Below are 15,986 nucleotides of genomic sequence, written 5' to 3'. Positions count from 1 at the left end.
ATTCATTTTTTACAATGAATAACTATTTTTTTGTTATTCATATCCGTCGTAAAAAATAAATAATTTTCTCCTCCATCCTTAATTTTAAGTTTTTTTCTTATTTGAGTTACAGATTCGGGAAAGTTACGGGTAGTGATATTGGCTTTTTGAATTCCTAACTTAGCAAGTGTTTTTTTTTGATAAGGATGTATAGATTCAATTTTAAAACACCTGCCGGGGAAATCAATTTTATGGTCAGCTGTATATAGGTGCGAATGTTGATGAAGCTTTTTTAATCCAAAAGCACTAGCGATACTTAAAAAACCACCACTTTTTAAAATAGCAGCATTAGGCTCGTATAAATACGTTTCAGGATCTCCTAAAGATAATAATTGTTGTGGCTCATCTTTTAAGAGAAAAATAAACTCTTCTTCGCCCATTTTCTTTATGTTTTTTGTGATCATTGTACAATCACCATCAAAAGTGCTATCTAAAATCCAAAGTAATTCTTTGACCTCATTGTTAACGGCAATAACATGTATTTCTTTAACAAATTGTAATGACTTTAAACCACTATTTATATCTAATAATGGGGAGGTTTTAATGGCTATATTTTTGGTTTTACTAAAAAGAAACGTAAGGTTAACAGGTACATTAGGAATGCAGTCTTCAAGAAAGAAAACTTTACCTTTATGTTCATGTCTTCTTGATGGATCAATGTAAATCCAATCTACAGTATCTAATGTGGATAGTGTTTCTAATCCGTCCCCAACAGAAGATGTTATATTTATGGCTTCTAGGACAGAGAAATTGTGATGTGAAATATGACTTAATTCTGGATTTAATTCACAATGAATTACATGTTTCATTTGTTGAGAAAAAAAGTAATCATCAATACCAAAACCACCAGTAAGATCGATTAAAGTGTCACCAGAAACTAATTTACTTTTATAGTACGCAGTTTTTTCGGATGAAGTCTGCTCTAGATTTAATGTTGGAGGGTAATAAATTCCAGATTTTGAAGACCAAGTAGGTAGTTTTTCTTTGGCTTTTAAGCGACCACTGATCTGCTGTGCAAGTTCTTGAGATGTAATATCTTCAAAAGGACTTCCTTTTAAAATCAAGGCGCTTAAATCAATTGACGTATTTGATTTATCAAAAATAAATTGTTGCACTTCTTTATGTAAAACCTTTAAATTCAATCTAGAAACTTTCTTATAAATCTTTAGTAAGTTTTTTTACAATTTTATATTCTGATAGCGATTCTTTTGCAATTACTTTAATAGCAGTGTAAAAAGGTACAGCAACAATTAATCCCCCTATTCCAAACAATAAACCAAAAATTAGAATAGCAAGAAAAATTTCTAAAGGATGTGATTTTACACTTGTCCCAAAAATCAAAGGTTGATTTAAGAAATTATCAATGAGTTGTATAATCAAATACCCAATTAATATATAGCTTAATTTGGGTAGTATTATGGTAGAAAAATCAGATCCTAGGTTGCTGGTTACTGCTAAAATTAGTACCAAAACTGCTCCGAATAAAGGTCCAACATAGGGGATTAGATTAAGAATTGCAGCTATTAATGCTACGGCGATGGCATTATGAACGCCAAAAATTAATAGTAAAACAGTATATAATATGAATAAAATAGATACTTGCAGAAGAAGACCTACAAAATAACGAGATAATAAATCCTTGATCTTAGTAAATGCTCTCATAAACTTATTTTCATCTTCTTTTTTAGCAAAAACCAATAAACTATTTTCTAGTAATAAACTGTCTTTTAGTAGGAAAAACGAGATAAAAAGAACAGAGAATGTACCTATTAAAACTGCACCAAAACCGCTTAAAAAAGAATTAATAGTATCAGGAATAGCTTTTAGATCAAAAAACTGCATTAGATCTGTTTTCTTGATAAGTTCTAAAAGGCTTAATTTTTCAACATTAAAGTAATCACTTACTTCCTGATTAAACCGATCTACATCATCGCCCAGTCTATTTACATCTATTTCTCCTATTAATTGTCCTTGCTCTACAACGATAGGAACGAAAAGCATAAAAATACTGAAGAATAATCCTATAGTAATAAATAAGGTAAATACAACAGCAAGTGTATTATTAAACTTAAGTTTCCTTTTTAGAAAAGAGACTAATGGTCGTCCCATTAGAGAGATTACTGCAGCAAAGGCAATGTAGATAAGAACAGATTGTATTTTATATAAAAACCATAGTAATATTAGTATCCCTACTATGATAGCAACTGCTCTTAATATGCCATAAGCCAGTGTTTTAGAATTCATTTTTTTTCATTTATGAGTGATGAGTACTCAAATTTACAAAGTTTTATTGCTTTTTAGGGGGTAAGCATTTGTTTTGTGATTTCATAAAGTGCAATTCCTGTCGCTGTAGCCACATTCATACTACTATTATTACCATACATGTTAATATGAATACTTTGATCTGCAAGGTTTAACACATCTTCGGATACTCCAAAATTTTCTTCGCCTATTACTATTGCTATTTTTTTTGACAATTTGGCGTCTATAAGAGAGACAGGAATACTGTTTCCTGTAATTTCTAATGCTATTATAGTATACCCTTCAGCCTTTAAATTTTTTACGATAGTAATAGTTTTTTCGGCTTTATGATAAGGAACAATTTCGTGAGTAGATCTTGCTGTTCGTTGCATGCGTTTGCTAGTCACCTTTATATCGTTACCACAAAAGTAAATTTGTTCAATTCCAAAGCTATCTGCAATTCTAAATAAGCTCCCTATGTTGGCAGGTGAATTTACTTGATCACAAATTAAAGTTATTGGAAACTGTTTTTTGGTAAATATTTGATTACCATGATGTAATTGTTCACTCATGTATAAATTTAATTCTCAAAGGCATACTTAATAATATTCGCTCCCATTTTTAAGGCTTTCAAACGAACATCTTCCGGATCATTATGTACTTCTGGGTTTTCCCAACCATCACCAAGATCACTTTCAAAAGTAAAAAGTAATACAAGACGATCTTCATGTATGATACCTAATGCTTGTGGACGTTTTCCGTCATGTTCATGAATTTTAGGTAAGCCTTCAGGAAAATCATATTTCGAAGAAAAAATAGGATGTGATACTGGTATTTCTTTTAATTCTTTATCAGGAAATACTTTTACCAACTCTTTTTTAATATAAGGTTCCATCCCGTAATTATCATCAATATGCAAAAAACCACCACTAAGAAGATAATTTCTTAGATTTTCTGCATCTTGATCAGTAAAAAAAACATTCCCATGACCAGTCATATGTAAATATGGATATTGAAAAATATCTACACTTTCTGGTTTAACTGTTTTAGGCTTAGCAGTAATACGAGTATTTATGTTTTGATTACAAAATTTAATAAGGTTGGGTAATGCTGTAGGATTACTATACCAATCACCACCACCTTTATATTGTATTACAGCTATATCCTGCGCTTGCAATGTACTTGATAATAGTAGTAAAATCAATAACCCTGTAAGTTTACTCATAGAAAACGTCTAAATAATAAAATCTAAAAGTACTAAAATTATGTTGATGAAAAAGAAGCTTTTGATGATATTAATAAGCATTTGTTCTTTGTCTCTAAGTGCACAAAGTAATAATGATACTGCTGTGGTGTTAGAGTTATTTACATCTCAAGGATGTAGTAGTTGCCCTCCGGCAGATGAATTGCTCGATGAAATTAGAGAAGAATATCAGGATCAAAATGTTTTTGTTTTATCATATCATGTAGATTATTGGAACCGTTTAGGTTGGCGAGATCCTTTTAGCACAGAAGAGTTTAGTGATTATCAAAGAGATTATGGTTCACAATTTAGAAGTAGGTCTATTTACACTCCTCAATTAGTGGTTAATGGAAGTGAGCATTTTACGGGGTCAAACCGTTATAAAGCAAGCGATGCTTTAAAGAAGTATAAAAAAGCAAAAACAACAAATAGTATTAATTTAGATAATATAAAACAGAATGGCGATATACTATCTTTTGATTATAAGGTAAACGGTGCGAATTTTAATACTGTAACTTTAACTTTAGTTGTATCAGAGCGTACAACAAATATAGCTAGAGGAGAGAATCGTAATAGAAAATTGAAAAACACCAATATTGTAGCAACTCGAACAGTAAAAAGAGATGATAAAGGTATGGTTGCAATTACGATACCTAGTTGGGTACATACAAATGATAAATTATCAATTATAGGGTACACACAAGATACTTCTTTAAGAACTACAGGAGCTACAAAAGTGGATATCTAATAATATACAATATATATAAACAAAAAGCCTATTAGTTACATTGGTAATTGATAGGCTTTTTTTATGATTTTAAGTTTCTTTTAAGTAACGTTTTGCTTTACTAAAACATATACATATGATGTTTTAATTAATTACACATAAATCAAAAAATATTATGAAAAAAGTACTCTTAGGGTTATTGTTAATGTTAACTCCTTTCTTGTGTTCTTCTCAAGAAGAAATTATAGTTTCAGGCGGAACTCAAGTCGATATTCAAAATGCTATAAATAGCTTTAACACTTCAAATAATGGATATGGAACTATATCAATTAAGGGAGATGTGTTGATTCAACAGAACTTAGATGTACCATCAAAAGTTACTCTTAACTTTTATACAGGAAATAAATTAATCGTAAGTGATTCGACTTCTGTAAATATTAAAGGAAATATTATAGCTACAACGAACCAAATTTTTGAAACAAGTGAATTAGATCATAAAATAAGAATTCATAACCAGAAAGTGTATCCAGAATGGTTTGGTGAGTGTTCTTATCAAAACTCTACAGTAAATTATAATGATGATATCACTATTCAAAAAGCTATTAATTCGTTAATTGGTGGAGGCGAGTTACTACTTAAAGGAAATGAATACTTAATTACTAGTCCTATCAATATTAATACGCCATCAATAAAAATTAAAGGCAAGGGCACGTATTCTGCAGGAAGTACTGTCGCTAATGACTTAGTTGCAACTAACTCAAGTGTTTCTAGTATTTTTAATATTTCAATTTATGGAATTATTATTTCGGATATAAATTTCACTAAAGAAATCAAAACTAATAAAGGTATTAACGCAAAGGGTAAAGCTCTAAATTTTGTACGATCAGATGGGACTAAAGATATAGATGCAGCTGTAAGTAATTGTAGGTTTACTCATTTTAAGTATTGTATTTATGCAGAGGGAGCTAACTTAAAAGTTACAGATAACTTTTTTGGAGCTAGTTATATTGGAGTTTTTGTAAAGGAAGCACAGTTTGATCCGGAAAATCAAGAATTACCTAGTATAGATTTAAATTCTCAAACTAGAGGGTATATAATTGATAGAAATAGATTTCATTCAATGGGCGGATATTCAAAAGATACTTCGTTAAATGGATCCGCCTGTATTAAAATAAGACATAGTGGCTATATATATAAAAGGTCAGAAAATGGTGTTATTGGTGACTTGCCTTCTTTTGAAAAATTCAGAGGGATAGGATATTACAATCATATTAGTAATAATTATGCTGATGATTGTAAAACTTTTTTTGAAGGAAATATTGATAGAACAAAAGTAGAAGGTAATTCTATTTTTGGTTCAGGAGGTACCGCAATTAAGGGTTTTGGAGGTGTTTATGGTTCTATAAGCAATAACTTAATCGATGGTTCCTTTACTGGAAACCCAAATAGACTATATTATTTTAGTGATGCAAATAGTGATGAATTCCCTTCAGGTCATGGAATTCATATTGATTATGCCCATTTCACAACAATTCATAATAATCAAATTTTAAACAAACGTTTTCATGGTATTTATATTGAACATTCAAAAAATTCTTCTATTCAATCTAATACCATAATGAATTTTAATAGGCATAGATATATTAGCTCCGGAACTCAAGAGCAAGATAGTGCAGTTTATGATGGTATTCATATTTTAAAAATTCAGGATGATAATCCTATCACTAATGATAAATATAATATTCAAAATATTATTTCGAATAATATTATTTCGATAACACATAATAAAGTTGAAGCGCGATATGCAATTTATGCAGGAGATGGAGATGATTATAACTTTATTAAAAATAATTTTATAGTGTCAGAGCGATTGATGGGGACAGGTGGACCTATAAAAATAGAATGATTAATATTTAAAATATAGATAAGGAATATAAACTGTTTAGTATTGTATATTAGTTTAAAAACCAAGATGACAAAAAACAAAACATCGAGATTTATTTACTTTTTTTATTTAGTTCTAATAACTACAAGTTGTATAGCTCAGAACCAAAATGCAATTAAAAATCTAAAAGGATTTGAAATTTCATCAGATACCATAAGTCTTTTTCTCAAATCTAGAATGGATACCTTAAATATCCCTGGACTCTCAATTGCGATTATAAATGATAGTAAAGTGGTGTATCATCAAACGTTTGGATATGCAAATCTTGAAAAGAAAATGCCAGTTACTAATACTACTATTTTTGAAGGAGCATCAATGTCTAAATCAGTTTTTGCATCTTTTGTTATGAAATATGTCGAAGAGGGTAAATTGGATTTAGATAAACCATTATTCCAATATTTAAGTTATCCAGATATTGAGTACGATGAGAGGTATAAAAAGATTACGGCTAGAATGATATTAAGTCATAGGTCCGGTTTTCCTAATTGGAGAGAAAATGAAGAAGATAAAAAACTTAAAATTAAATTTGAACCAGGAACAGCATACGAATATTCTGGAGAGGGATATCAATATTTATCAAATGTATTGAAGCATATAGAAAAAACCGATTGGCACGGCCTAGAAATAATCTTCCAAAATAAGATTGCAAAACCTCTAGGGATGAAATACACAACTTTTATTCCAACCACTTATGTTAATGAGCATAAAGCAGAGCCTTATACTAACGAAAAAAAATTGATAGATTGGAAAAACAATTATTGGTATAAAAAAGATAAGGATAAATTCGTTTCAGCATCATCTATTCATTCTGAACCATTAGATTTTTCTAAATGGATGATTGCAACCATGAACAAGAAGCTTTTATCTGAAGAAAGCTATCAGGAATTGTTTAAACATCACTCAACAGTATCAACATTATCCTCTGGGATGAATATTTATTATACTTTAGGTTTTGTAACGGCCGATAAGCCGTATAATACAACATATTTTCATGGTGGCAGCAATGACGGTTTTACATGTTGGTATTTAATGGATATAGAAAAAAAATGGGGATATGTACTTTTTACAAATTCTGAAAATGGCGAAAAGTTGGGCAATGAAGTATGGGATTATTTCGAAAAGGAATATTAGATATGTTTTACAGATATATGATATATAATCAAACTAGAGGTTTTATTTTAAATTATTGTAGAAAAACTAAAAATGTTAAATGATTAATTTTAAAAAAACTAGGCAGAGTTTCTTAAATAAATTTTTTCTTAGATTTATATTTTTATATCTTATATTTTATATATACCCTTATGGTTTTGAGTATGTTAATGAGTTAAATACAGATGATATTTCTTTTTGGAAAGATATTACTATTTGGTTTGGAGAATTTATTCTTGGTTGGGAGTTTGATAAAGAATACCTTCTTAATGGTTTTGATTCTAAATATGACTATAGCAGGTTTTTGCTAATAACTTTACTTTCAGTATTCGGCGCTACTATTTGGGTATATACAGATTCAAAAATTGAATTTAAGTATGATTCAAAGTTAAAAACTCTCACTAGGACAATTCTTAGGTATCATGTAGGGTTAACCCTTATAATTTATGGATTGGCAAAGGTTTTTATGCTTCAGTTTGGAGAAATGGATCTGGATACACTCGAAAGAACGGTAGGAGATCATACAGGAATGGGCTTTTTATGGATTTTCATGAGCCATTCTAAGGTATATACTATGTTTACAGGTTGGGTTGAAGTAATAGGAGGAATTTTGTTGTTGTTTCGAAAATCTACTTTTCTCGGAGCATTCATTTTGTTCATAGCAATGATAAATGTAGTAATAATAGATATAGGTTATGATGTTAGAGTAAAGATGTTTGCTATTCATCTTTTATTAATGACCATTCTATTAATTAGTAATGATATTAAAAGACTGCTCAACTTTTTTGTATTTAATAAACCTGTAGACCCCATAATTGAACCGCCTTTATTTTCTAATGAAAAGATCAAGAAAATAGGTTACTTAATTAAAGGCTCTATATTGTTGTATTTTATTATTTCATGTTTTTTTACCTATTCTAATAGAATTCGTTCTCAAAAGAGAAATAAATATTCTTATATGACTGGTTTTCATAATGTAGAAGTACAAAAAATTAATGGAGATACAATACCTAGTTCAATGGGACATAGATGGAAAAGCATATCATTTAATGGAAACTCAAGAAGACCTGAATCACTCAAAATAATAAGTATAAATAATAAAAAACATACCTATTCTTTTAGTGTGGATACAATTCAGAAAACTATAATGTTCAAACTTATTAAGGATACTTTAGATGATATATATAAATTTCGATATAAAGAACTGCCTAGTGAGACGTTTGTTTTTCAAGGTTCTCATAAAGGAGATTCGATTTTGATCAAAACAAAAGTTAAAACTTTAAAAGATTATCGATTAACAAAAAATGGAATCCAATGGATTACAGATGAAAAGTAATTTTATAAAATAAAGGATATATATTATTTTATAATAGCGCCAGTTTTTATTTCTAAAAAAGAAGTCATTTTGTATTTTTAGCATTGAAAGCATTTCCATGACTCGAGATTTTATTCATATCAATGACTTTATTATTCTTGTTGAAGAAGCAAGTGCAAAAACCATAGAGGTGGACTCTTGTTATTTTGAAGAACCGTTAATTGCGATTGCTTTTTATGGATCAGGTAATGTTGATCTTTCAGTAAAATATGGACAAAAAAGAAAAGAATATCAGCACACCAAAGGATTAACGCTTTCTTTTTACGCAGATGAAAAGGTTGAATTTGAACATACGATAGCTCCGGATAAAGACTTAAAATGTATAGTGGTCGCTACTGCCATACATAATCTAGATCATTTACCTAACCAAGAAGGTGAAATTTTTGGAGAACTTTTAGCAGAATTAGTAAAACCTAGGGATCACTATGTAGAAGGACCAAGTTTTTTTATGACACCAGAGATGGAACAAATTATAGATTCGATTTTTGCTAATCAATATAAGGGTAAAACGAAGATGATGTTTTTTAGGAGTCAAATTACTACGCTACTTTCTCACTTTTTTGGACAACTAGCTTTAATGCAAGAACCTAAATTAAAATCAACTCATCGAGATAAGCTTAATGAGGTACGGGATATTTTGTTGACAAACCTAGAAAACCCTCCTTCACTTACAGAACTTTCTAAACAAATTGGACTTAATACTACTAAACTTAAAAAAGAATTTAAAGAAGTTTTTGGGGTACCAGTGTTCAAATATCTTCAAAATGAACGCCTATCAAATGCTCATAAACTTATACGTGATAAAAAAGCAACCGTACAGGAAGCAGCTTGGCAAGTTGGATATGACAGCTTGAGTTCTTTTTCTAATGCTTTTGCTAAAAAGTTTGGCTATAGACCTAGTCAAATTAAATAACAAACTTTTCGAACAAATTATACTTCTTTTCGAATAAATTATTGCATCAATTTCTATAGACATTTGCTACATCAAACAATTAAAAATGTTGAATGATGACAGTACTATTAAAATTTATTGTGGCATTAAGTCTATATACAAACCTTGAATTTACAGCTGTTCAAGTGAACAATATAGAGTATGTTCCTTTGTCTTTTGTAAAAAGAAACGTAGCGGACTCAATCACAACAAAAAGCTTTCAAATACTTGACAATAAATGTAATGTTTGTCATGCTAAACGAAATCGAAGACGATTATTTACTCTCGAAAACATGAACTCATGGGCAGATGATGTCTATAAACAAGTATTTGTTAAAAAAAGAATGCCAAAAGGCAAGAAAATCAAACTTACAAGCGAAGAATATCAAAATTTACTTAACTGGATTACGTCCACTAAAAAATAAGTATATGGAACTATCTTTAAAATCTACAGTGCTCTTTTTAAGTCTTCTAGGAACAGGATTAACAGCAGGTCTATGCTTTACATGGTCGAATGCGATAACGTCAGGAATAGGGAGATTAGATAACCTTACATTTCTAGAATCATTTCAAGCTATGAATAGGGCTATTATTAATCCCAACTTCTTGATTGTGTTTTTTGGTCCAGTCATCCTACTTTTTTTAAATGTTTATTTAAGTAGAAACGAAAACCCTGCAGTCTTTTGGGTATTCTTTAGCGCTGCTATTCTCTTTTTTGTAGGGATTGGTATGGTTACAGTTTTTAAAAATGTGCCTCTTAACGAAACCTTAGATAAGACAATCTTAGAAGCAATGACCGAATTAGAATTATCTGATTTACGTAAAAGTTTTGAGAGACCTTGGAATCGTTGGCATTGGGTGAGAACACTTACTTCTTTTATCTCGTTCTCATTACTACTAATAAGACTGCTGTTTATAAAGTGAAAGTCGTAAAAGATTTTAAATCAAATAAGTATAAAATAAATATTAACATTAAAGCAAATAAAAATGAAATTAGAAAACATCTTAGTAATAGGAGGAACAGGAAAAACAGGAAGAAAAATTGTTCATCTTCTTAAAGAGAGCGGTCATAATGTAAGAGTGGGCTCCAGATCGGCCCAGCCATCTTTTGACTGGCACCAACCAGGAAATTGGTCAAAGGCCCTTTCAGGTATGGATAAAGTATATATTACATACCAACCAGATTTAGCTGTACCAGGTGCTTTAGAAGCAATTGAAGAATTGGTTAATCAAGCTAGAAAATCATCAGTAAAAAAGCTAGTGCTTTTATCAGGAAAAGGAGAGCGGGAAGCAGAATTATGCGAACAAGTAGTGATTCATTCGGGAATCGATTATACCATAGTTAGGGCAAGTTGGTTTAATCAAAATTTTAATGAGAACTTTTTATTGGATCCAGTTTTAGATGGAGTTGTAGCACTTCCTCAAGCAGAAGTCAAAATTCCATTTGTTGATACCGATGATATTGCAGAAGTAGCAGTTAAAGCAATTCTAGATGACAAACATAATGGGCAAATTTATCAATTAACTGGTCCAGAATTGTTGACCTTTAAGCAAGCTATTGCTACCATTGCAAATGCAAGTAATCGTGCAATAACTTTTGTACCTATTTCTATACAAGAATACTCTCAGGGTATGAGAGATGCAAATGTGCCAGAAGACTTTATCTGGCTGATAGAGTATTTGTTTACCGAAGTACTGGGGAATCCGAAGAATTCAGAAATAACAAATGATATAGAACAAGTGCTTAAAAGAAAACCAATCAGTTTTACCGAATATGCAGAAAAAGTTGCGGCTACAGGCGTTTGGAATGGCTTAAAAGAAACAGTATAGTTAATCATCCCTAAGAATCGTTAATACAGCTATTCTTAGGGATTTCTAAACATTGGCATTGATTATACCTTAATTTATGGCGACACTGTAACAATTTATGATTTGGTTTGTCTTTTACGGTAAACTGACAAACCAATAGATGAAAAATACACTTTTTATTTTAAGTATAATAACCTTATTTCTATCCTGCACTGAACCAAAAACGAAACCTTTTAGAATAGGGCAAAAATCAGTAACCTTTATAGATCAATCAAGAGATAGACCATTATTAACCGAAATATGGTATCCTACCTTAGATAGTGTGATCAAAAAAGAACCAAAGGAAAGTAGAAAAGCACTTTTTAAAACTATAGAAACAATACCCAATGCCACTATTTCTGACGAAAAGTTTCCACTAATCTTAGTATCGCATGGAACGGGAGGTAACAGATTTTCGCTAACATGGTTTATCGAAAGAATGGTAAAAGAAGGATATATTGTGGTCTCCCTTGACCATTATGGAAACTCTACTTTTAATAAAATACCTAGAGAATTTGTAAAATGGTGGGAACGTGCTATTGATGTTCAATTTGTTCTCACAAATGTTCTTAAAGATAATGAAATTGGTACAAAAGTGGATACATCAAGAATTGGCGGAGTAGGTTTTTCCTTAGGCGGCTATACTAATATTGCATTAGCAGGTGGGTATGTTGATAGACAAGTTAAAGGTGATGAAAATGATGTAGAAAGAGAAATGCCTGCTGAGTTTCCTAAAACAGATGAAATCATAGATTTTGATACAGATAGCCTAATCGTTTCATCATATCATACCTATAAAGATCATGTAAAAGATGATAGGATTAAAGCATTTTTTGTAATGGCGCCCGCAATTGGGTTTGGATTTCATTCTAAAGAACAAACAAATAAAATATCCGCTCCTGTTTTTATTGTAGCAGGAAAAGGTGATGCAAATACACCTGTAAAAAATAATGCAGTAAAGTATAATGACTTAATTAAAACAAGTAAAATACATTTGTTTGGTAAAGATGTAGGGCATTATGTTTTTTTAAATGAATCCACAGAATTTGGAAAACAAATAGCACCCGAAATTACAATTGATAAGCCTACAGTTAGTAGAAAAGCTATACATGAAGAGACGTTAGTGTTAGCCTTGGATTTTTTTAAGAATACGCTGTGAAACAATATCACTAGAACCTAGAGTAGATTTTACCAACCAAATAAAAAAGTTAACCGATTTTTTATTGAATTTTAATATCTAGATATATTGCTCAATTAATATGGTACCCCTATTTTAGTAGATACATTTTGTGTATGAGTATAATGGTTTATTATGAAAGCAATAACAGTAAAACAAGCAACAAAAGAAGATATTAATTGGGTGAATTCTCAATATAATACTATCAATTTTGTGAGTTCTAATTTCGAAAATGAATTTATCATTATAGCCAAAGTCGGAAATGAAAATGCAGGAATTGGTAGGTTAGTTAAAATCGACCCTACTAATATTGAACTTGGAGGAATCTATGTGTTGCCTGATTATAGAAAGTTAGGTGTTGCAGATGCTATAGTAAGAGAACTATGTAACAAAAACCCTTTTAAACAAGTTGCAATTTGGTGTTTACCTTTTGAAAATTTACATGATTTTTATGCTAAGTTTGGATTTAAGAAATTTCAGAACAAAGAAGTGCCTGATGAAATAATTAGTAAGCTTAATTGGTGCAATTCGGATAATAAATATGGAAAAAAAGTAATACTTCTATATAAAGAGGTATTATAAATTGAGTAAAAAAATCATTAGCTTCGACTATCTTGATATATAATTTGATAGTCAAGTAACAAGTTTATAGACTGGTTAAGAATTAGAATGGTGCTAACATTACAAATTATGAAATATTTTCAAAGGTTATGTTTAATCTTACCAATACTACTTGTTTTATTAACTTCTACTATTTCATGTAATAAAACGAAGACTAAAATTGAAAAACCAAATATAGTTTGGATAACCTCAGAAGACAATTCAAAACATTATCTAAAGATGTTTGATGATAATGGAGTTGCGACTCCTAATATTGAATCATTAGCAAATCATGGCATAACATATAGTAGAGCATTTTCAAATGCCCCAGTTTGTAGTGTGGCTCGTTCGGCTATAATTACAGGAAGTTATGGGCCAAGAATAGGAGCACAATATCATAGAAAACTTAAAATGGTTCCCATGCCAGATTCTTTGATGATGTTTCCAGCATATTTAAGAAATGCAGGATATTATACAACTAACAATAACAAAGAAGATTATAATATTAAAAAAGGAGATAGTGTATGGGATGATTCTTCTAAGAATGCCTCATGGAGAAACAGAAAAGTAGGGCAACCCTTTTTTCATGTCTATAATATTGGTATTACCCATGAAGGAAGTCTGCATTTTACAAAAGAAGAAATGATGTTGAATTCTACCAAAACTGGAGAGAATACATTTAAAGTACAACCAAACCATCCAAATACTAAAATTTTTAGATATACCAATGCACTTTATCGCGATAAGATGCAGGAAATGGATACTAAAGTGGGTGAGGTTGTTAAAGCACTTGAAGAGGATGGACTATTAGAGAACACATTTATATTTTATTTCGGAGATCATGGTGGAGCATTACCCGGAAGTAAAGGATATTTATATGAAACGGGACTTCATGTGCCTCTTGTTGTTCATGTACCTGAAAAATACAAACATTTAGCTGGCAATGAAAAAGGGATTGTCAATAAAGGGTTTGTTAGTTTTATTGATCTAGCGCCAACAGTATTAAACTTGGCAGGAATATATATCCCTGAAAAAATTGATGGAAGAGCTTTTTTAGGAAAGAATATTAGCGTAGATGAGGTAAATACTAGAGATGAAACCTACAGTTATGCTGATAGGTTTGATGAAAAATATGATCAAGTACGTGCAATTCGCAAAGGGAAATATAAATATATCAGAAATTATCAACCTTTTAATTATGATGGTATTTTAAATAATTATAGATATAAACAACTAGCTTTTAAAGAATGGCAGTCTTTATATGAAGAAGGTAAGTTAAATGATATACAAGCTGCTTTTTATAAAGAGCGCACCCCAGAAATGCTTTTTGATATAGAGTCCGACCCATATGAGACTAAAAATCTGATTTCACAACCAAAATATCATACTATTTCTAACGATTTACGAGAGCGTCTTGATAAATGGGTGAAAGAAATGCCAGATTTGTCATTTTTCCCAGAACATTTTTTAATTGAAAAAGCAATTGAAAACCCAGTACAATACGGAAAAGAGCACAAAAAAGAGATTCATAAGTATATAGATATTTCAAACTTATGTCTATCAAAATTTGAAAGTGTAAAACAAGAGGTGATGAATAGTCTAACCTCAAAAGACCCATGGCAACGATATTGGGGATTAATTACTTGTAGTAACTTTAAAAAAGATGCTAGCGCTCTAGAGTCCATAATAAGAACAATTGCAAGTAATGATCCAGAAAATTTAAATCGTGTACGAGCTGCAGAATATTTAGGAATAATTAATGTCGAAAATCCTTCTGCTGTTATGATAAATACACTTTATAATTCTAAAAAACCTGCCGAAGCGCTATTGATATTAAATTCAATTATAGTAATGCAATCCAAGCGATATAATTACAAGTTTGATATACAATTAAAGAATATCGAAGAAGTTGTAAGCGAAAATTCTGAAGTTAAAAGTAGATTGGAATATTTAGAAGTATTATAGTTTAAATGTAAGGTATCAGTAGTTTTGTTGAATGAAAGAGAAACTTAGAGAACATATCGAAAAAGTAGTACCTATTACTAATGATGAATTTACTTTTATTGCATCTCACTTTTCTATAAAAAAATATAAAAAAATGATTTCCTAATTCAAAAAGGAAAATCTGTATTGTATTGTTATTTTGTTATTTCTGGCCTTTTAAAGTTAGTATATGATGATAAAGGAGGGAAACAACATATTGTCTCATTTGCAATGGAAGATTGGTGGGAAAGTGATTTTTTAGCGTATTTTACCCAGACAAAAGCAAAAATGTCATTGCAATGTATCGAAGATACAGAAGTGTTTTGTATTTCGTTGAAGGATTATCAAAAGCTATCTGATGGCTTACCTAAAATGGAAAGTTTTTTTCTTAAAAAATCCAATGCTGGTCATATTGCTGCACAAAATAGAATTTTATCTTTTTTAACATCTAATGCAAAAGAAAGGTATGTGCAATTACTAAAACAAAACCCCTCACTTTTTCAACGTGTTCCTAAAACCTTATTGGCTTCTTATTTGGGAGTTACAAGAGAAACACTTAGTAGATTTTCTTCTTAATTCTTTAGCTATTGATAATTGTGATATTTATCACGCATAAATTAATGCTATTGTACAAATCTTTGCAGTAAATATATAATCATAATTATGAATGGTAAACAAAAAGCATTTATAACCATGGTATTTACAACTGTGGCAGTGTTCGCACAAAA

Annotated in this window: 15 protein-coding genes and 1 pseudogene; 12 read left to right on the top strand and 4 right to left on the bottom strand. The window is 30.3% G+C overall.

The features are described 5' to 3' along the window. Window positions 1-2: 2 nt before the first annotated feature. Genes D1816_RS06865 through D1816_RS06850 form a run of 4 tightly spaced genes read right to left on the bottom strand, consistent with a single transcriptional unit; the run spans window position 3 to window position 3,505 of the window. On the bottom strand, window positions 3-1,181 hold the full coding sequence (locus tag D1816_RS06865; protein WP_118501790.1) for a class I SAM-dependent methyltransferase: 1,179 nt from the start codon (window positions 1,179-1,181) through the stop codon (window positions 3-5). 13 nt (window positions 1,182-1,194) lie between these two features. Beyond that, window positions 1,195-2,283, bottom strand: coding sequence for an AI-2E family transporter (locus D1816_RS06860; protein WP_066308761.1), 1,089 nt, complete (start codon window positions 2,281-2,283; stop codon window positions 1,195-1,197). Window positions 2,284-2,336: 53 nt separating this feature from the next. Beyond that, complete coding sequence (locus tag D1816_RS06855; protein WP_118501788.1) at window positions 2,337-2,852, bottom strand: TrmH family RNA methyltransferase; 516 nt, start codon at window positions 2,850-2,852, stop codon at window positions 2,337-2,339. Window positions 2,853-2,860: 8 nt separating this feature from the next. Continuing rightward, window positions 2,861-3,505 (bottom strand): DUF4159 domain-containing protein, encoded by a 645-nt coding sequence (locus tag D1816_RS06850; RefSeq protein ID WP_066308765.1) that lies wholly within the window; start codon window positions 3,503-3,505, stop codon window positions 2,861-2,863. 46 nt (window positions 3,506-3,551) lie between these two features. On the opposite strand from D1816_RS06850, the gene D1816_RS06845 reads away from it, so the two are divergent. From D1816_RS06845 to D1816_RS06790, 12 genes and pseudogenes are all read left to right on the top strand, one after another. Further along, window positions 3,552-4,271 carry a thioredoxin family protein gene (locus tag D1816_RS06845; RefSeq protein ID WP_158597763.1) on the top strand — a complete coding sequence of 240 codons (720 nt, stop codon included), beginning with the start codon at window positions 3,552-3,554 and terminating at the stop codon, window positions 4,269-4,271. A 154-nt stretch (window positions 4,272-4,425) separates the two neighbouring features. Continuing rightward, window positions 4,426-6,156: a right-handed parallel beta-helix repeat-containing protein gene (locus tag D1816_RS06840; protein WP_118501784.1), complete on the top strand. Its 1,731-nt coding sequence runs from the start codon at window positions 4,426-4,428 to the stop codon at window positions 6,154-6,156. Between the two features lie 66 nt (window positions 6,157-6,222). Further along, on the top strand, window positions 6,223-7,326 hold the full coding sequence (locus tag D1816_RS06835; RefSeq protein ID WP_118501782.1) for a serine hydrolase: 1,104 nt from the start codon (window positions 6,223-6,225) through the stop codon (window positions 7,324-7,326). Window positions 7,327-7,405: 79 nt separating this feature from the next. Then, window positions 7,406-8,680, top strand: coding sequence for a DoxX family protein (locus D1816_RS06830; RefSeq protein ID WP_118501780.1), 1,275 nt, complete (start codon window positions 7,406-7,408; stop codon window positions 8,678-8,680). A 97-nt stretch (window positions 8,681-8,777) separates the two neighbouring features. Then, complete coding sequence (locus D1816_RS06825) at window positions 8,778-9,632, top strand: AraC family transcriptional regulator (RefSeq protein WP_066308789.1); 855 nt, start codon at window positions 8,778-8,780, stop codon at window positions 9,630-9,632. 95 nt (window positions 9,633-9,727) lie between these two features. Then, window positions 9,728-10,075, top strand: coding sequence for a hypothetical protein (locus D1816_RS06820; protein WP_158597762.1), 348 nt, complete (start codon window positions 9,728-9,730; stop codon window positions 10,073-10,075). A gap of 4 nt (window positions 10,076-10,079) precedes the next feature. Further along, entirely contained in the window at window positions 10,080-10,574 is a 495-nt protein-coding gene (locus D1816_RS06815; RefSeq protein WP_118501776.1) for a DUF1772 domain-containing protein, read from the top strand. Between the two features lie 63 nt (window positions 10,575-10,637). Beyond that, on the top strand, window positions 10,638-11,480 hold the full coding sequence (locus D1816_RS06810) for an NAD(P)H-binding protein (RefSeq protein ID WP_118501774.1): 843 nt from the start codon (window positions 10,638-10,640) through the stop codon (window positions 11,478-11,480). A gap of 139 nt (window positions 11,481-11,619) precedes the next feature. Beyond that, window positions 11,620-12,657: a dienelactone hydrolase gene (locus D1816_RS06805; RefSeq protein ID WP_118501772.1), complete on the top strand. Its 1,038-nt coding sequence runs from the start codon at window positions 11,620-11,622 to the stop codon at window positions 12,655-12,657. Between the two features lie 153 nt (window positions 12,658-12,810). Then, window positions 12,811-13,257, top strand: coding sequence for a GNAT family N-acetyltransferase (locus D1816_RS06800; RefSeq protein ID WP_118501770.1), 447 nt, complete (start codon window positions 12,811-12,813; stop codon window positions 13,255-13,257). Between the two features lie 108 nt (window positions 13,258-13,365). After that, entirely contained in the window at window positions 13,366-15,240 is a 1,875-nt protein-coding gene (locus tag D1816_RS06795; RefSeq protein ID WP_118501768.1) for a sulfatase, read from the top strand. Between the two features lie 31 nt (window positions 15,241-15,271). Next, a pseudogene (locus tag D1816_RS06790) lies at window positions 15,272-15,834 on the top strand (Crp/Fnr family transcriptional regulator). The last annotated feature ends 152 nt before the right edge of the window (window positions 15,835-15,986 follow it).

It is taken from the genome of Aquimarina sp. AD10, from assembly GCF_003443715.1.
Lineage (GTDB): Bacteria > Bacteroidota > Bacteroidia > Flavobacteriales > Flavobacteriaceae > Aquimarina > Aquimarina aggregata.
Note: the sequence above shows the minus strand (reverse complement) of the source record. Positions and strands in the feature narration are given on the sequence as shown.

Excerpts from the sequence above, each read along its gene's own strand:
- D1816_RS06860 (WP_066308761.1), bottom strand. The coding sequence starts at position 2,283 with ATGAATTCTAAAACACTGGCTTATGGCATATTAAGAGCAGTTGCTATC.
- D1816_RS06855 (WP_118501788.1), bottom strand. The coding sequence starts at position 2,852 with ATGAGTGAACAATTACATCATGGTAATCAAATATTTACCAAAAAACAG.
- D1816_RS06850 (WP_066308765.1), bottom strand. The coding sequence starts at position 3,505 with ATGAGTAAACTTACAGGGTTATTGATTTTACTACTATTATCAAGTACA.
- D1816_RS06845 (WP_158597763.1), top strand. The coding sequence starts at position 3,552 with ATGAAAAAGAAGCTTTTGATGATATTAATAAGCATTTGTTCTTTGTCT.
- D1816_RS06840 (WP_118501784.1), top strand. The coding sequence starts at position 4,426 with ATGAAAAAAGTACTCTTAGGGTTATTGTTAATGTTAACTCCTTTCTTG.
- D1816_RS06835 (WP_118501782.1), top strand. The coding sequence starts at position 6,223 with ATGACAAAAAACAAAACATCGAGATTTATTTACTTTTTTTATTTAGTT.
- D1816_RS06830 (WP_118501780.1), top strand. The coding sequence starts at position 7,406 with ATGATTAATTTTAAAAAAACTAGGCAGAGTTTCTTAAATAAATTTTTT.
- D1816_RS06825 (WP_066308789.1), top strand. The coding sequence starts at position 8,778 with ATGACTCGAGATTTTATTCATATCAATGACTTTATTATTCTTGTTGAA.
- D1816_RS06820 (WP_158597762.1), top strand. The coding sequence starts at position 9,728 with ATGACAGTACTATTAAAATTTATTGTGGCATTAAGTCTATATACAAAC.
- D1816_RS06815 (WP_118501776.1), top strand. The coding sequence starts at position 10,080 with ATGGAACTATCTTTAAAATCTACAGTGCTCTTTTTAAGTCTTCTAGGA.
- D1816_RS06810 (WP_118501774.1), top strand. The coding sequence starts at position 10,638 with ATGAAATTAGAAAACATCTTAGTAATAGGAGGAACAGGAAAAACAGGA.
- D1816_RS06805 (WP_118501772.1), top strand. The coding sequence starts at position 11,620 with ATGAAAAATACACTTTTTATTTTAAGTATAATAACCTTATTTCTATCC.
- D1816_RS06800 (WP_118501770.1), top strand. The coding sequence starts at position 12,811 with ATGAAAGCAATAACAGTAAAACAAGCAACAAAAGAAGATATTAATTGG.
- D1816_RS06795 (WP_118501768.1), top strand. The coding sequence starts at position 13,366 with ATGAAATATTTTCAAAGGTTATGTTTAATCTTACCAATACTACTTGTT.